General features: G+C 45.5%; 10 protein-coding genes, 1 pseudogene and 1 riboswitch. Of the genes and pseudogenes, 7 read left to right on the forward strand and 4 right to left on the reverse strand.

All coding sequences use genetic code 11. The features are described from left to right. The first annotated feature begins 58 nt into the window (after positions 1–58). Together L5M40_RS19185 and L5M40_RS19190 are read left to right on the forward strand one after the other, a co-directional pair. On the forward strand, positions 59–1195 hold the full coding sequence (locus tag L5M40_RS19185; RefSeq protein WP_263175871.1) for an FUSC family protein: 1137 nt from the start codon (positions 59–61) through the stop codon (positions 1193–1195). A 134-nt stretch (positions 1196–1329) separates the two neighbouring features. Next, complete coding sequence (locus L5M40_RS19190) at positions 1330–3366, forward strand: M14 family metallopeptidase (RefSeq protein ID WP_263175872.1); 2037 nt, start codon at positions 1330–1332, stop codon at positions 3364–3366. Positions 3367–3391: 25 nt separating this feature from the next. Here L5M40_RS19190 and L5M40_RS19195 read toward each other — a convergent pair whose 3' ends face one another. Next, positions 3392–4159, reverse strand: coding sequence for a class I SAM-dependent methyltransferase (locus L5M40_RS19195; protein WP_263175873.1), 768 nt, complete (start codon positions 4157–4159; stop codon positions 3392–3394). A gap of 269 nt (positions 4160–4428) precedes the next feature. On the opposite strand from L5M40_RS19195, the gene L5M40_RS19200 reads away from it, so the two are divergent. The 3 genes from L5M40_RS19200 (at position 4429) to L5M40_RS19210 (ending at position 6807) form a co-directional block, all read left to right on the forward strand. Continuing rightward, positions 4429–5214 (forward strand): hypothetical protein, encoded by a 786-nt coding sequence (locus tag L5M40_RS19200; protein ID WP_263175910.1) that lies wholly within the window; start codon positions 4429–4431, stop codon positions 5212–5214. 309 nt (positions 5215–5523) lie between these two features. Further along, positions 5524–5970, forward strand: a complete 447-nt coding sequence (locus tag L5M40_RS19205; RefSeq protein ID WP_263175874.1) for a hypothetical protein — start codon at positions 5524–5526, stop codon at positions 5968–5970. Positions 5971–6114: 144 nt separating this feature from the next. Beyond that, entirely contained in the window at positions 6115–6807 is a 693-nt protein-coding gene (locus L5M40_RS19210) for a hypothetical protein (RefSeq protein WP_263175875.1), read from the forward strand. A gap of 348 nt (positions 6808–7155) precedes the next feature. On the opposite strand, the pseudogene L5M40_RS19215 reads toward L5M40_RS19210, so the two are convergent. Together L5M40_RS19215 and L5M40_RS19220 are read right to left on the reverse strand one after the other, a co-directional pair. After that, a pseudogene (locus tag L5M40_RS19215) lies at positions 7156–7425 on the reverse strand (GIY-YIG nuclease family protein); the annotation flags it as partial. Positions 7426–7445: 20 nt separating this feature from the next. Continuing rightward, positions 7446–9581: a S9 family peptidase gene (locus tag L5M40_RS19220; protein WP_131525666.1), complete on the reverse strand. Its 2136-nt coding sequence runs from the start codon at positions 9579–9581 to the stop codon at positions 7446–7448. Positions 9582–9761: 180 nt separating this feature from the next. Beyond that, positions 9762–9993, forward strand: a riboswitch (FMN riboswitch). A gap of 190 nt (positions 9994–10183) precedes the next feature. Here L5M40_RS19220 and ribB point away from each other — a divergent pair. Both ribB and L5M40_RS19230 read left to right on the forward strand, forming a co-directional pair. After that, positions 10184–10837: a 3,4-dihydroxy-2-butanone-4-phosphate synthase gene (gene ribB / locus L5M40_RS19225; protein WP_105250977.1), complete on the forward strand. Its 654-nt coding sequence runs from the start codon at positions 10184–10186 to the stop codon at positions 10835–10837. A gap of 433 nt (positions 10838–11270) precedes the next feature. Then, positions 11271–14495, forward strand: a complete 3225-nt coding sequence (locus tag L5M40_RS19230) for an EAL domain-containing protein (protein WP_263175877.1) — start codon at positions 11271–11273, stop codon at positions 14493–14495. Positions 14496–14567: 72 nt separating this feature from the next. Here L5M40_RS19230 and ftnA read toward each other — a convergent pair whose 3' ends face one another. Further along, positions 14568–15104, reverse strand: a complete 537-nt coding sequence (gene ftnA / locus L5M40_RS19235; RefSeq protein ID WP_105250975.1) for a non-heme ferritin — start codon at positions 15102–15104, stop codon at positions 14568–14570. Positions 15105–15134 lie beyond the last annotated feature (30 nt).

The following is a 15134-nucleotide window of genomic DNA, read 5'->3' on the forward strand; positions in this document are numbered from 1 at the left end:
TTCTGCGATACTGCCACCAGATTAACATCGCTAAGTTAGCTCAAAGGAATTTTGCCCTATGTCTGTATTTGCCCCAGCCACACCCTTTGCCGACTTTATCTATCGCCATTTCCGCTCAATTCACGCCCTAAAGCTCGGGCTAGCCTTACTCGTTGCTGTCACTATTAATGCCATTTGGGCGCCACCGCATTTTATTTGGAGCATGGTCACGATAGTGATCATTATGATGAGTTTACCTCAGGTAGGCGGCGCGATTGAAAAGTCGCTACAAAGGGCGATAGGCACTTGTTTAGGCTCAGCTTATGGGGTGATGTTAGTTGCCACCGTGGACAGTTATTGGCTAATCATGAGCCTGCTGATCTTAGCCGTTAGCTTGATTTGTTTTATCTCGGCCGGACGTTACAGCTATGCCTATTTAGTGGCCGGATTTACCATCATAATCGTCGTCGGCGACGCCAACCATGACACCTCTGAGGCACTATGGCGCACGGCCAACATCCTCTCCGGCTGCGTGATTGCTATTTTGGTCTCACTGTTCATTTTTCCGATTAAAGCTAAACAAGATTGGCGCTCCCAACTCACCAATGCCATCGACAATATGGCCGAAGTATTAGCCGAGCATCTTAAGGCACCCGCCAATCATGAGCTCGATTTTCGCGCTAGACTAGAGGCTGCGATGAAGGCCGTACTCACTCAAAAGAAACTGTTTTTCTCCTTGGAATGGGAAAGTCAAACCCTCAAAAAACACAAAGTGCTACTGTCGCAGTTAGCCAATAAACAAGTGCGCTTAATCACCTTACTCGAACTCTTACCCTTAACCCGCTGGCAGGAAGAAGACAAAGACGCCTATCTGCAGATTAATGCGGTTGCCTCTGAGCTTGCCTTCTATTTGCAACAACTTGCAGAATTTGTAGCGGGTAAAGCTCAACAATTACCGACACTACCAGAATGCTTAGATCAAGAATTACAACACAGACTCCAGCTTGCCCTAGTCGCAGCCACTCAAGCATCAACCGCTGATCCAGTGACCGCCGTAAACGACCAAGTGCCGCAGGGATTTGCACTCACAGGTTATAGCTGGCTGATTTATCAGCTCGCGATTGCCGTCGAAGCACTTTATAAAGACATTGCCATTATCGACATTGCCTATCACAAGCGGCCAGCTTCTCAGATAACGCCCAACAAAACGGCTTAGTCGATTTGTCCCATTCCGCTTAGTGCTTAAATCCATGTCAGAAATACCGGATAACCCTTAACCGCCCTTGCGTTAACGGGGCGTTTAATGAAAAGATACCGTCCTAATAAAAATTCGATAGATGGACTCTTTTCATGCGCTTGTTTTCTTTCTCCGTTATCGCCATTGCCTGTCTCTCTACGGGCAATCTGTCCCCTGGGAATGCTTTTGCCAATGATGCGAAAACCACAGCCCAAACAACTCCGGCAGCCACTATGGCGCAAGCCTCTACCACAGAAACATTGGCAGTTGGCTCCCCAGTAATCACAACGTCACAGGATGCAAGTCCAGCAGCGAATAGCCAAGCAACTGAAACTGCGACTAATGTACTTGCCGATACCACAGTTACGGCGCCAGAAGCACAACCAGCGCCCATTCCTGAACGAGCCAACACCTTTGTCAACGATGCGATTTTACCGCCCAGCATCACTTGGCATGGCGCCAGCGAATCGCTCATGTTAAGTGTTGATAGCGAGTGGGCGACTCCCTTTGAGCAAAGTGGCGGTATTGAAAGTCCAAGCTACGATGCCACTATCGCTTGGCTCGATAAACTCGCGGGCGAGACAGATAAATTACAAAAGGTGAGTTTAGGTAAGAGCCCACAAGGGCGCGATATTTGGATGTATATCGTCAGCAGTGAAGGCATTAATGAATCGGCACGCCTCAAACAAAACACTAAACCGACAGTGCTAGTGCAGGCGGGAATTCATGCAGGAGAAATCGACGGTAAGGATGCCGGCATGATGCTGCTACGAGACATTATCCAAGGCGATAAAAGTGCCCTGCTCGATAAAGCCAACCTCTTGTTTGTGCCTATTTTTAGTGTTGATGCCCATGAGCGCAGCGGCGAATTTAATCGTGTAAATCAACGTGGCCCTGTGAATATGGGCTGGCGCACTACGGCTAATAATCTCAACCTTAACCGCGATTATGCTAAGGCCGACAGCTTAGAAATGCAGCACATGCTGCGTGCAATCAACGTATGGCAACCGGATCTGTATATCGATGTGCATGTTACTGACGGCATCGACTATCAATACGATGTCACCTTTGGTTATAACCTCGCCCAAGGCTTAAGCCCAGCCAGTTACCGCTGGCTCGAAAACAGCTACAGACCTGCAGTTGAAGCGGCATTAACGGAACAAGGCCATATTCCCGGCGCACTGATTTTTACCGTGGATAACGCCGATATTAACAAAGGCATGTCGCTGTGGAATCCAAGCCCGCGCTTCTCTAACGGTTATGGCGATGCTCGCCATTTGCCCACCATTCTGGTTGAAAACCACAGCCTAAAGCCCTTTAAGCAAAGGGTGCTCGGCACTTATGTGATGTTAGCGCAAACCCTCAAAACCGTGGGTGAACAGGCGACGAAACTTAAGAGTGCGATTCAAGAAGATAAATACCGCGCCTCACCGCTAATCACCCTTACTTGGAAATTAGCACCATTAGAAAAAGGCTGGGATTTTAAAGGCATAGATTATCAACTTGAAAAGAGCCCCATCAGTGGCGCTGAAGTTGTGCGCTGGACAGGTGAACCTAAGCTTTACCCTAACTTGCCTGTGATGGCTGAAACAGTGCCCGACATTAAGGTCACTCGTCCGAGTGCTTACTATATTCCCGCTCAATGGACTCAAGTGATTGATCGTCTTAACGTGCATGGCATTCGCATGACCACACTCAAAAAGCCAACCGAGTTGAAATTGCAGCAATATACCCTCAGCAATCCCGTGTTTAACACTAAGGATTTTGAGGGCCGCCAAACGGTCAAAGCCGAGTCAGAGTTAACCAAAGTCAGCACTACTCTGCCCGCTGGCACCATTAAAATCAGTACAGATCAACCGCTAGGCGATCTGGCGATTTTACTGCTTGAGCCGCAATCACCAGATTCTTTACTGCAATGGGGTTTCTTCAATCCTATCTTCACTCGCACTGAATACATTGAAGATTATGCGGTAGAGCCACTGGCGGCCAAGATGCTAAAAGATGATCCTAAGCTACAAGCTGAGTTCGACAAAGCACTGACCAATGCCGAGTTTGCCGCCGATCCTGAGGCACGCCTACGCTGGTTCTATGAACGTAGCCCTTACTACGATAACCAATACCTTAAGTATCCGGTTTACCGTAGTCGCTGATCATCTCGATTACAAAAGGCTGTGATTAAGCGGGCTTACGCGCGCTTATGCTGTACACCAAGGGCACATTCTGCCCTTGGTGTGTTAACACATAACGACCATCGGCTTGCGCTTCGAGCCCTTCAAAGCAGTTATAGGGGCTGAAATCAAACTCGTGGAAGAACTCCAACACTAAGCCCGCCTGCAATAATGCATTGATCACTTCAGATAAACTGTGCGACCAGCACATTAAGGTTTGCTGATCATCACCGGTATTTTCGGTATATGTGCCTTCCTGCTCTATGTCTGGCTCACCCCGATTAAAATAGCTATAGCCATCGAATAGCTGCTGCGCAGGATGGAACTCGGCCATGTAAAACTGTCCGCCGGGTGTTAAACAGGCAGCCACTGTCTGCGCCCACAGAGTTAAATCCGGCAGCCAAACAATGGCACCATAGGACGTAAACACAATATCGTGAGGCTCAACCTTGCTCGCCACACTGTAAACATCGCTACAGATAAACTCAGCGGACAACTGTGTCCGTTCTGCCAGCTTTTGCGCTTCAACAATCGCGACCTCTGACAAATCGACGCCAGTGACTCTCGATCCCATTCGCGCCCACGACAAGGTGTCTAAGCCGAAATGACATTGCAGATGCAGCAAACTTTTACCTGCAACCTCGAGTTCACCTAGCTCAATTTCCCGCAGCGAAGTCTTACCACTAAGAAAGCCCGCCACATCATAAAAATCAGAAGTTAAATGTACCCGAGTGCGCGCATCCCAAGCCGTTTTGTTTGTTGTTAAATAATCCATCAGCATCCCTTCTTGTCTTTTTTGTATTTTTGATTCCGCGTGACTTACGGAGCTTAAACTAACTTAATAAATGAGCAATTTCACTAATCTATGAGTAAATCACCCATGTAGCGGACATGTCCGCACAGTGAACCTCGGACACTTTCAGCTTAACCAATTGATTATAAATGAAACTTAAAATTGGCATGGGCTGTGCAATGTCTTATTCATCGCAAGACGACTCAGCACTCACCCAAAAAATCGAGTGCCAGATAAACAAGGAAGCTAACATGTCACTACGCCCATTTATATTCACCCTCGCTTTTATAGTGTTTTTTACTGCTGGAGTATCGCTCACTGGCTGCATTCTTAATGTGAACGCTGCAGGCATGCCAGACTTAGACCACCAGCAACGCGAACTCACACTCGATAGCCAAGACTTACAAGGCCTGATTGCAGAAACTGGCGCAGGCAGTTTGGAAATTATCGGTGTCGAAGGCCTCAGCCAAATTAAACTCGTCGCCGACATCTATAGCAATAAGGACGGCAACGATGACAGCAAAGTCATTCTCACCCTTGAGAAAAAAGCCAATAAAGCCAAGCTCAAGGCCAACTTTGAGCAAACAGATTCTAACAATGACTCGCCCTATATAGACCTAAAACTGCAAGTCCCTGCGAACTTTACACTGGATATTGATGACAGCTCAGGGGCTATTTTGATCAGCAAGATGACGTCGGACATGAACGTCAAAGACGGTTCGGGTGAACTCACTATCAACGGTGGTAACAATATCAACATAGAGGATGGCTCAGGTGATATTGAAATCAGCCAAATCAACGGCAGCCTAACCATTGAAGATGGCTCTGGTGCCATCAAGGTGACCGATATTCGCGGCAATATCGCAATTGATGACGGCTCGGGCAACATCGAGGTCGCCAATGTGCAAAGTGCTGTGACCATCACAGATGGCTCAGGCAACATTAATGTCTTTAACACTAAGGGATTAACGATTCTTGCGGCAGGTTCTGGCGATGTGACATTTAACAAAATCGACGGCCCAGTGAGCATGCAATAACGCGCTGTTTTACTACCCTACACCCAAAGGTTTTACCCACTTCCCGGCGTAGAGGCTGATGTTGCAACGGTTCCCAGCCAAGATGTCAGTCTTCTACCCACCCTTTTAAGCTTAAGCCCGACTTATGCATTTATGCCACTAACCCCTTGTAGTGGCATTTTTTTATACCGAAATTAAGCTTGAGTTTGCAGAAATGAGATTGATTTTATTCAGACCGTTACGCTTTAACCTTGTGGATTTGCTAAGATTGTCAGCCTTCCCACTTCAATAGTCGAAAAGTCACACTGTAGTGCCAGTAAGGTCGAGAATATGGATCAGTTTTCGGAATACCAAAGAGAAATTGAATCGCTTTCCCTATCAGATAACCCTAGACAGATAATGGAAGGACTAGGGGATATTTGTTTTGATGGCGAATCTTTTTACCGCAACGGCAATAAAGCCCTAGCCAAACACATTTTCAAGCATATTTACGCCTTAGATGCGCGATCAGACTATTTCTCACACGCCAGAACTGTCGCAAAAGCCTTTCTTATAACCTTGGGAGAAATTCAACCTATCTCCCTAAAAGAGGTTATTTTACAGATAAAACATGAGCATGCCTCATTAGCTGCACATCAATTAAATCTGCTGATTGCAAAGCGTCTTTTTAGGGAATTTAGTCACCATCAAGACGCTATCCACATCACTATGCAATATCTCACCAAAGCCGAGGCACTTACCCCTCTGAGCAGAGTGACCTTCGCTTTAAAGCTTTAGTCAGCTCAAATAAGAGTGAGTAAAGGGATAGCGTGACAGAATAAATCATCAAAATTTAGAGCCGCTTCTCAAAAGAAATGCAAAAATATACCGGAAGAGATCAACGTTCTAAATTCAACAACCCAATTTTAATTAAGTGATAATATGGACATTTCATCTTTTAAGAAATATATAAAGTTAGCACCAGAAAATGTTTCAGAATGGCAGAGATGGGAAAATTCATTACCTACCTTCGATTCTATATTGCCAATATTGGATTATGTATATAACACTGAATGGCAGCGAGATGATTGGAAAGCCATAATGGCATTCATTCGGAAAGGTTATATTGAGCAAAATGAATCATCTGAATTGGTTGATGGGATTAAGCATGTAAATATATTCAACTCCAAAGTTATTAATCTAAAAGTTGATGTCGCAATTTCATTAAACTGCTCCATTGTTCGTTCATTAGAGTCAATTAATTTATGCTCAGACTCAGTTGAATCATTAAGTGTGTCCCATGCAAGCAAACTCTCTGAAATTACCGGAAACACCCAGAATTTAAGCTACTTATCTTTGAATAAATGTCAAAAGTTAGATTTGGGTTCTATCATTTCAACGCTGGACAGCGTAAAAATTTTAGACCTCAGTGGAAACCCACAGTTGTCCAGTATTGACGAGTTGCGTGGAAATAAAAATATTTTTGCGTTGTATCTTGTTGAAACAAATGTAATTAAGACTAAAGAGACAGTAGAAATCTTGGCTTCGATACCAAACTTGAAAAAACTTTGGATTAAAGCAAACAAAAAGGAGTTGGAACTTTTAAGAGAAGCCCTACCAGGGATTGTAAATTAAGCATAGAAAAAGGCCGGACATGTAGTTCGAGAGCGTGAAAAGATCTGTGTAAGTGGCATTCTTAAACCGTTGAATGGATTTCAGAATACCAATAGCTGACAAACTTATCACTCAGCAGAAGAAAAAATCGACTCACCCCAATAATAAATCCGGCAATAAACCGGCCAGTGGCATTTTTTAACTTTCAATTCTTACTTCTCTAACCCCAATGCAGACCAGTCTTTGGTGGCGATGAAATCTTAACCACTTGATTTATTATGGAAATTAATCATTAAGCTATTAAGCACTGCCATTCCAGTGCTTAATCATTGTATTCAAATACCAAAGACTTAACAGGATTTTGCTCTTTCATATCGCACTATGTTCGACAGATTCAATCAATGCCAGCTTTTGACTGCGACTCAGCTTTTTAACTGCAATCTCACGCCGCAGTGCATCACCCTGACTGCCAACCTGCTCTTGATACATCAGCGTTAACGGACCTTTACCGCGCAGATACTTAGCGGATTTGATGCCACCCGACTGATGCTCGCTAAAGCGTCGTGTGACATCTGTGGTGACGCCTGTATATAAATGCCCGTTCGCGCAGCGGACTAAATACAAATACCAGAGGGCTGAGCCAGTCACTTGCGAATGACCTACTTCGCCATACCTAACAGACTCAAGAAGAAGGCATATTCTTGGGCTGTGTCTTGGTATTGGCGATAGCGACCACTCTTACCGCCGTGGCCAGCTTCCATATCCACATTGAATAACAACACCTTATCATCCATCTTGTACCACTTATTCTGTACATCGCGCAGTTTAGCGACCCACTTGGCGGGTTCAAAATACTGCACTTGGGAATCATGCAAACCTGTCGTCACTAGCATGTGTGGGTATTCTTGCTCGGTGACATTGTCGTAGGGCGAGTAACTCAGCATGTAATCGAAATAGGTTTTCTCGTTCGGATTGCCCCACTCGTCGTACTCATTGGTCGTCAACGGAATCGACTCGTCCAGCATAGTCGTCACCACATCAACAAAAGGCACATGGGCTGCAAGGGCGAAATACTTATCCGGCGCTTGGTTAGCAATCGCGCCCATTAGCAAACCACCCGCGCTGCCGCCAGAGGCAACTACCTTGTTTTTGTCGCCATAACCTTGCGCCGTTAATGCCGTTGTTACGTCAATAAAATCATTGAAGGTATTCTGCTTATTCAACAGCTTACCATTGTCATACCAAGGGCGACCTAGCATTTCTGAGCCGCGCACATGGGCGATGGCATACACAAAACCGCGGTCGAGCAAACTGATAACGGATGAAGAAAAATCGGGTTCTACTGTGTAACCGTAAGATCCATAACCGTATTGATACAGAGGGTTAGTGCCATCTTTCTTGAATTTATCTTTGCGATATACCAAAGAGACGGGCACTTTTGCACCGTCGCGGGCCGTCACAAATATCCGTTCGGCACGATACTGGCTGGCATCGAAGCCGCCTAAGACTTGATCTTGTTTTAATAAATCACGTCTATCGGGATTCACCAGCGAATATTCGTATACGGCTTCTGGCGTCGTTAGGCTGGAGTAGAAAATGCGTAACTTATTGCTGTCTTGCTGGGAATTAATCTCTAAACCCATCACATAAGCAGGCTCATCAAAGCTCAACTCGAAGGGCTTTTGACCATTGAGCGGCATCACTTTAATCCGCGTTAGGCCATTTTCACGGGTCTGAATAATCAGATAATCCTTGAGCACTAACTCGTCTTCGATACGGGCATTGGGATTATGCGCAACCACTTCTTGCCACTTAGATTTATCCGCTGCATCTTTAATGGCGACTTTCATCAAACGGAAGTTAGTCGCCTGCCAGTTGGTGAGAATGTAATAAGTATCACCCAGCTTAGACACACTGTATTCGTGGCCTTCTTCCCGCGCTAATACTGGCTTGAATAAACCTAAAGGCTCGCTGGCATCGAGAATAGACACTTCACTCGTCGTGGTGCTTTCTTGGAACAACACAATTTGCGACTCATCTAAGGTTTTGCCAAGTGAGATATAAAATGAATCGTCTTGTTCTTCATACACTAAGACATCGCTCGATTGCTTAGTGCCCAGCTCGTGGCGATACACTTGATAGCCCAGCAAGGTTTTTAGATCTTTGGCGATATAGAACACATGCTTGTTGTCGTTCGCCCACACTACGCGACCTTCGGTATTTTCAAGCACGTCGGTGATCATGTCGCCCGAAGCCAAGTCTTTAAAATAGATGTGATATACACGGCGGCTTAGGACATCTTCGCCAAAGGCCAACATGGTTTCATCTGGGCTGACACTGGCGCCGCCTAAACCATAAAACTCATGGCCCTTAGCTCGCTCGTTAACATTGAGCATCACTTGCTCAACACCATCGGCGCCCTTACGGCTGATCAGCGGATATTCGCTACCCTCTTGGTATCTGTGATAGTAGCTGTGCAGATGCCATTGGTACGGCACGCTCGACTCATCGGCGACTAAACGCTCGGTTAACTCTTTATAAAGACCATCTTGCAACGGCTTTAATGGTTTGAAATAAGCCGCGGTATAGCGATTCTCAGCGTTGAGATAGGCCAACACTTTAGGATCTTTGCGCTCATCATCACGCAGCCAATAGTAATCATCGGTACGCGTTACGCCATGTAAAGTCATCACATGGGGAATTTTTTCAGCAACCGGGGCGGGTACTTGCCCTTTGGAGGTCGAACAAGCGGATAACAGCATAGCAATACCTAAAGTGAGTAGCAGAGAGCGCATTTATACGTCCTTGTGACGTCCATAACGACCGTCGAAGAATGCGACGGCCAGTCAATTAGCTTATGTGTTCAGTATGATAGTGGTCAGGTGTGCACTAGCGCAAACATTGAACGCGAGAAGTTGCCATTCGCGGTAAATAAGAGCAACATAACCGCGTTTTTGAGCGCAAATGGCTCAAAAGCAAATTCTCAGGGCGGGGTGAAACTCCCCACCGGCGGTAAATGGGTAACGACTAAGTGATTATTTTGCTGAGCGACACCCAAAGCCCGCGAGCGCCCGAAATCACTTTCGGGGTCAGCAGATCTGGTGCCTTAGATTTTGCCTAGTGCAAAGCTGACTATTCCAGAGCCGACGGTAATGGACTGTTTGCTTTAATGGCGACAGTGCTGAGTCCGGATGGAAGAGAATGTAAGACAACACCTTGCGGTATTTAAGTGCAACGCACTTATGTATTGCAGTGTTAGCCTCATGTTTTGCAATAACTTCACCCCAAGTGAAGTGATATTGCTACAGCAAAATCGAGCCTTTTGGTTTGATTACGTTGTATTTCTGCACGCCCTGATTCTGGATATTCCAATGTCGTTTATTTAAGGATATTAACCATGAATCAGTCTTTACTTGCTCCTTTTGGTACTGCTATCGAACGCGTTGAAGCGGGTCTTAATGCCCTGCGTCAAGGCCAAGGTGTGTTAGTTGTCGATGACGAAGATAGAGAAAACGAAGGCGATTTAATTTTCGCTGCCGAGACGCTGACTAACGCTCAAATGGCCATGCTCATCCGTGAATGTAGCGGTATTGTTTGCCTGTGTTTACCCGATGCAAAAGTCAAAGCCCTCGAGTTGCCCCCTATGGTGGAAAACAACTCGAGCCAATACGGCACTGCGTTTACTGTGAGTATTGAAGCTAAAGTCGGTGTGACGACTGGCGTTTCTGCCGCCGATCGCGTGACCACCATTAAAGCGGCGATTGCCGATGGCGCTAAGCCAAGTGATCTCGCTCGTCCTGGCCATGTGTATCCACTTCGCGCCCAACCGGGTGGGGTATTGACCCGCCGTGGTCACACTGAAGGCACTATTGATTTAATGCAACTCGCGGGTTTAAAAGCCGCTGGCGTATTGTGTGAAGTCACTAACACCGATGGCACTATGGCGCGTTTACCCGAAATTATTGCCTTCGGTGCTCAGCACAATATACCCGTGTTGACGATTGAAGATATTGTCGTTTATCGCAAATCATTGCTGGCCAATGTCGGCTAGATAACGCGCCAATCGCCTGAACCTAGGGCATTGATTTAAATAGAAGGACGTTTAGCTGCGGCAAACGTCCTTTTTATTTAAGTAGATTTACCGTTAACAATCGCGTTCCACCTAATGCACTAAAAACCGATGAAAGGTAAAGTTAAACAAGTCATTCTTTCGAATGATGAAATACTGCTTCACATCACAGACAAAGCAAATGCTTGTTTGATAGGTGCAAAATAGGTTAATAAAAATAGTCTCTTAGCATGATATATAACAATTTGCTTAATTTCGTGACCTAGATTAGATATCCATAAACTAAAGGTCGCGGTGGCTGGCCGCCTATGTTAAATATCCTCACCCTGTGCCTAGTCCTATTTGTAACTCGGATTCAACGTTATTACGTTGAATTTTCTTTTTCTGCCTAGGCGAACGAGTGGAGTGATCTTTAATGCCGTCAGCGCTACACCATCTCAGTTTGAAGCAAAAGCTCATTCTGTTTTCGTTAGTCCCATTATTAATGATGAGCTTTTTCATTCTGACGCGCATGCATGACTTGATAAAGGAATCACACTCGGCCAAGCACAACCATCTTGCGGTACAAACGACGGTACAAATCACTGAGCTACTCTATCAGTTGCAAAACGAATATGGTCTAAGTACAAATCAGCGACCAACCGATGAAGTGCTATTACAGCAACAAGCAACTAGGTCAAAAGCACTCGATGCGTTACTGAACAGTGAGCCTTTAGAGCATCTTCTGGAGGCGCTCGACCCTAAAAGTATTGAAGCAAACAAAATGAACGCATTGTTGGATACGCTCAAACTCACAGGCAACAAACTCGCTAACGTTCACCAAAACCACACAGACGAAACACTGAGTCAGTTTACGGAACTCTATAATCAATTCCACACTCAGCTTTTGCAGCTCATTCAGTTATTACAGTTACAAACCAACGAAATCAGTCAGTCCCGTGCCTATACCGATCTATTGAACCTACTTATGGTGCAGGAGTTGGCCGTAAAAGAACGAAGTGCCATCAATCAATTACTGCTCAGCAAATCACTCAATATTAATGATTACCGCACCATAATCTCCTTCATGTATGAATATGAGCGAGCCGTGATGCACGCAAGTAATGCATCAATTTCCGATAGAAGGTCCTTACTACAAAACCTACAAGATTCACCAGAAAATCAACGCATTCTGCAAATCAGCAAGCAAATTGAACAACAAACTCGCATTAGCGCTCTGGCACAAAATATTAATGCCTACTTAGGTTTCGGTGGCTTAATGGGCAGTTTTCAGGACTATTTGCTTAAGGGCGATGAGATTTCACTGCAAAAATTTAATGCAGCACTTGCGACGATTCAGCTTAATTTGGATGAACTCAGTCACGAGACTCGTTCTCTACCCGAATTTAAGGCAGCGCTGAAAACCATTGAGGACAGCATAGATCAATACCAGTTCAGCATGGTCAAGTTGCAGCAACTGAAGCAGCAAGGTTTGCCGATGATGGAGATCAAAGCCATCGCGCAAGTCCCAGCCAGTGAGGACAAATTAAGCCAAGCGATGAGCCAACTATTAATGCCGCCACATCCAATTGATAGCCAGGAGTGGTGGGATCTCACCACTCAGCGTATCAATCAACTACATTTGCTGGCGCAAAATATCACCAAGAACATGGCGCAGCAGAGCGAATATCAACAAAACCACACCTTAATCTTACTCGGCTTATACTTGTTCTCGGCTTTGTTCACCGCGACCATCACACTTTGGCTTGGACAAAAGATCATCCGCAATTTTATGGATAAGATCACTAAGATTGCCAATGACATGCAGCAAATGGCAGCAGATCCACAGCTCAATATTAATATCCAAGTCTCAGGCACAGATGAACTCGCCCGCATGGCCCGTGCCATGAACCGTATGATTAGTGAACGGCAAAAAGCAAACCATGCCCTAAGCCGCGCTGCAGCTGTGTTTGACTATTCTGCCGAAGGCATAGTGGTGACAGATGCCGACAACCATATTGAACTGGTCAACCCCGCTTTTTGCCACATTACGGGCTATTCATTGGAAGAAGTGAAAGGCCGCAGTCCCTCCCTACTCAGCTCTAGCCGTCATCCTAAGCACTTTTACACCGCCATGTGGGAATCACTACAAAAAGAAGGGAAATGGGAGGGTGAGGTTTGGAATAAACGCAAAGATGGCCAAGTGTATCCCGAGTATCTAGCGATTACTGTGGTGCGAAATGAGCAAGGTAAAATAATCCAACATATTGGTTTATTTATGGATATAAGTAAGCGTAAGCAATATGAGCAGGATCTTTGGTATCAGGCCAACTTCGATGGGTTAACTGGGCTGCCTAATCGTAAGCTGTTCAATGAACGACTGCAGCACGAAATCCATGTGGCGCAGCATGACTCTCGCAAGCTGGCTATCTTGCTGATTGATTTGGATCAATTCAAATATATCAATGATGTACAAGGCCATGCCACTGGCGACTTATTACTTAAAGATGTCGCAAAGCGCTTAGAAGGCATTGCGGGGAAAACAGATTTTATCGCACGTATCGGTGGCGACGAGTTTGTGCTTATCTTGCCACGACTGACTAACGAACTCGCCATCGAACACATGGCAACCCGAATCATTGAAACCTTAGGTATGCCATTTAACTTAAATGACCGCGAGATCCAGATTTCGGCCAGCTTTGGTATTGGCGTCTATCCCGAAGATGGGTTAGATACTGGCTCACTCACCCGCAATACCGAAACCGCCATGTATCAAGCCAAAGATGCGGGACGGAACAATTTTAAATACTTCACCGCGGGTATGAATCAAGCCATGTTCGCCCGGATGGAGTTAGAACAACGTCTACGCCGTGCCGTGGCACAAAATGAATTTGCCCTGCATTATCAACCTATCGTGGATATGCAAACCGGAAGTGTCTGCAGCGTCGAAGCCCTTATCCGCTGGCAAGATCCCGAGCTTGGGTTGATCCCGCCGGATCAATTTATCCCATTAGCCGAAGAGACTGGATTGATAGAGCCTATGGGCGAATGGGTGCTCAACCAAGCCATGCATGACCTGAGGCAATGGCAGAAAAGTGGCTTAAATATCAATGTCGCGATTAATGTTTCCAGCCGCCAATGTATCAATACACGCGGTATGGGGTTCGACCAAGTGTTGCAAGAGTGCTTCAACCGCCACCACGTTAACCCACGAAATGTGCATATTGAGATCACTGAAAGCATGCTGATGGGCGATGCCAGCCATTGCTTGAGCACGCTCGAGTCTATTCGTCATTTAGGCTCGCAAATCTATATCGATGACTTTGGCACGGGTTATTCTTCCCTGAGTTATCTAAAAAAATTCCCGATTTCAGTGATTAAAATCGACCGCAGCTTTGTGGAAAATGCCCTCGAAAATAACTCGAACGCCAACTTAGTCAAAGCGATTGTCATGATGGGGCAAAGCCTAGAAATGGAGTTAGTTGCTGAAGGCATAGAAACCGAAGCACAGTGGCACTTCCTACGAGATTTAGGTTGTCACTTCGCTCAAGGGTATTTGATCTCCAAGCCGCTCCCCTTCAATGAAATCACTCCCTTGCTACGCATCAAGCACACAGCACTGTTGAATGATGGCTATCAAGATAAATGCGTGAATATCTAAGCTTATAAAAAATAAAACGATAAAGAGCAAAAAAGCAGCCTAGGCTGCTTTTTTGTGGCAAATAAAACGGGTTTAAGCCTGTGGTTGGCCTTGGCCGTTCATTATGCTTTCGCCACCCTTAGAGGCTAGCTTAGCTAAATCTTTATCAATAAAGAACAGTGCCTTACCATCTTCTCCCACTAAACGTATCTTATCGACAATCGACTTAAACAGCTTTTCTTCTTCGTGCTGCTCAGCGACATACCATTGTAAGAAGTTAAAGGTTGAGTAATCTTGATTCGAAAATGCGGCATGGGCCAAGGCATTGATCTGACGGGTAATCAGCTGCTCATGCTCATAGGTTAATTCAAACAACGCCAGTAAAGAATCGAACTGTGACTGTGGCGCCGCAATCGCACCTAACAAAGGTAAGCCACCAGTTTCACTCACATACGTGAACAGACGACGCATATGGCCCATTTCTTCATCCGCGTGCTCACGCATAAACTTAGCTGCACCTTCAAATCCCTGATCTTCACACCACGCACTCATTTGCAGGTATAAATTTGAGGAGAAGAACTCCATATTAATTTGTTCATTCAACTTTTCGATCATAGTTGCAGACAGCATAGTAAATCCTCTTTTGCATTCGAACTGAAT

The sequence above is a fragment of the Shewanella sp. SM68 genome, from assembly GCF_025653925.1.
GTDB classification, from domain to species: domain Bacteria; phylum Pseudomonadota; class Gammaproteobacteria; order Enterobacterales; family Shewanellaceae; genus Shewanella; species Shewanella oncorhynchi.

Bases quoted from the DNA above. Each gene is read 5' to 3' on its own strand.
- L5M40_RS19185 (WP_263175871.1), top strand. From the start codon at position 59: ATGTCTGTATTTGCCCCAGCCACACCCTTTGCCGACTTTATCTATCGC.
- L5M40_RS19190 (WP_263175872.1), top strand. From the start codon at position 1,330: ATGCGCTTGTTTTCTTTCTCCGTTATCGCCATTGCCTGTCTCTCTACG.
- L5M40_RS19195 (WP_263175873.1), bottom strand. From the start codon at position 4,159: ATGGATTATTTAACAACAAACAAAACGGCTTGGGATGCGCGCACTCGG.
- L5M40_RS19200 (WP_263175910.1), top strand. From the start codon at position 4,429: ATGTCACTACGCCCATTTATATTCACCCTCGCTTTTATAGTGTTTTTT.
- L5M40_RS19205 (WP_263175874.1), top strand. From the start codon at position 5,524: ATGGATCAGTTTTCGGAATACCAAAGAGAAATTGAATCGCTTTCCCTA.
- L5M40_RS19210 (WP_263175875.1), top strand. From the start codon at position 6,115: ATGGACATTTCATCTTTTAAGAAATATATAAAGTTAGCACCAGAAAAT.
- L5M40_RS19220 (WP_131525666.1), bottom strand. From the start codon at position 9,581: ATGCGCTCTCTGCTACTCACTTTAGGTATTGCTATGCTGTTATCCGCT.
- ribB (WP_105250977.1), top strand. From the start codon at position 10,184: ATGAATCAGTCTTTACTTGCTCCTTTTGGTACTGCTATCGAACGCGTT.
- L5M40_RS19230 (WP_263175877.1), top strand. From the start codon at position 11,271: ATGCCGTCAGCGCTACACCATCTCAGTTTGAAGCAAAAGCTCATTCTG.
- ftnA (WP_105250975.1), bottom strand. From the start codon at position 15,104: ATGCTGTCTGCAACTATGATCGAAAAGTTGAATGAACAAATTAATATG.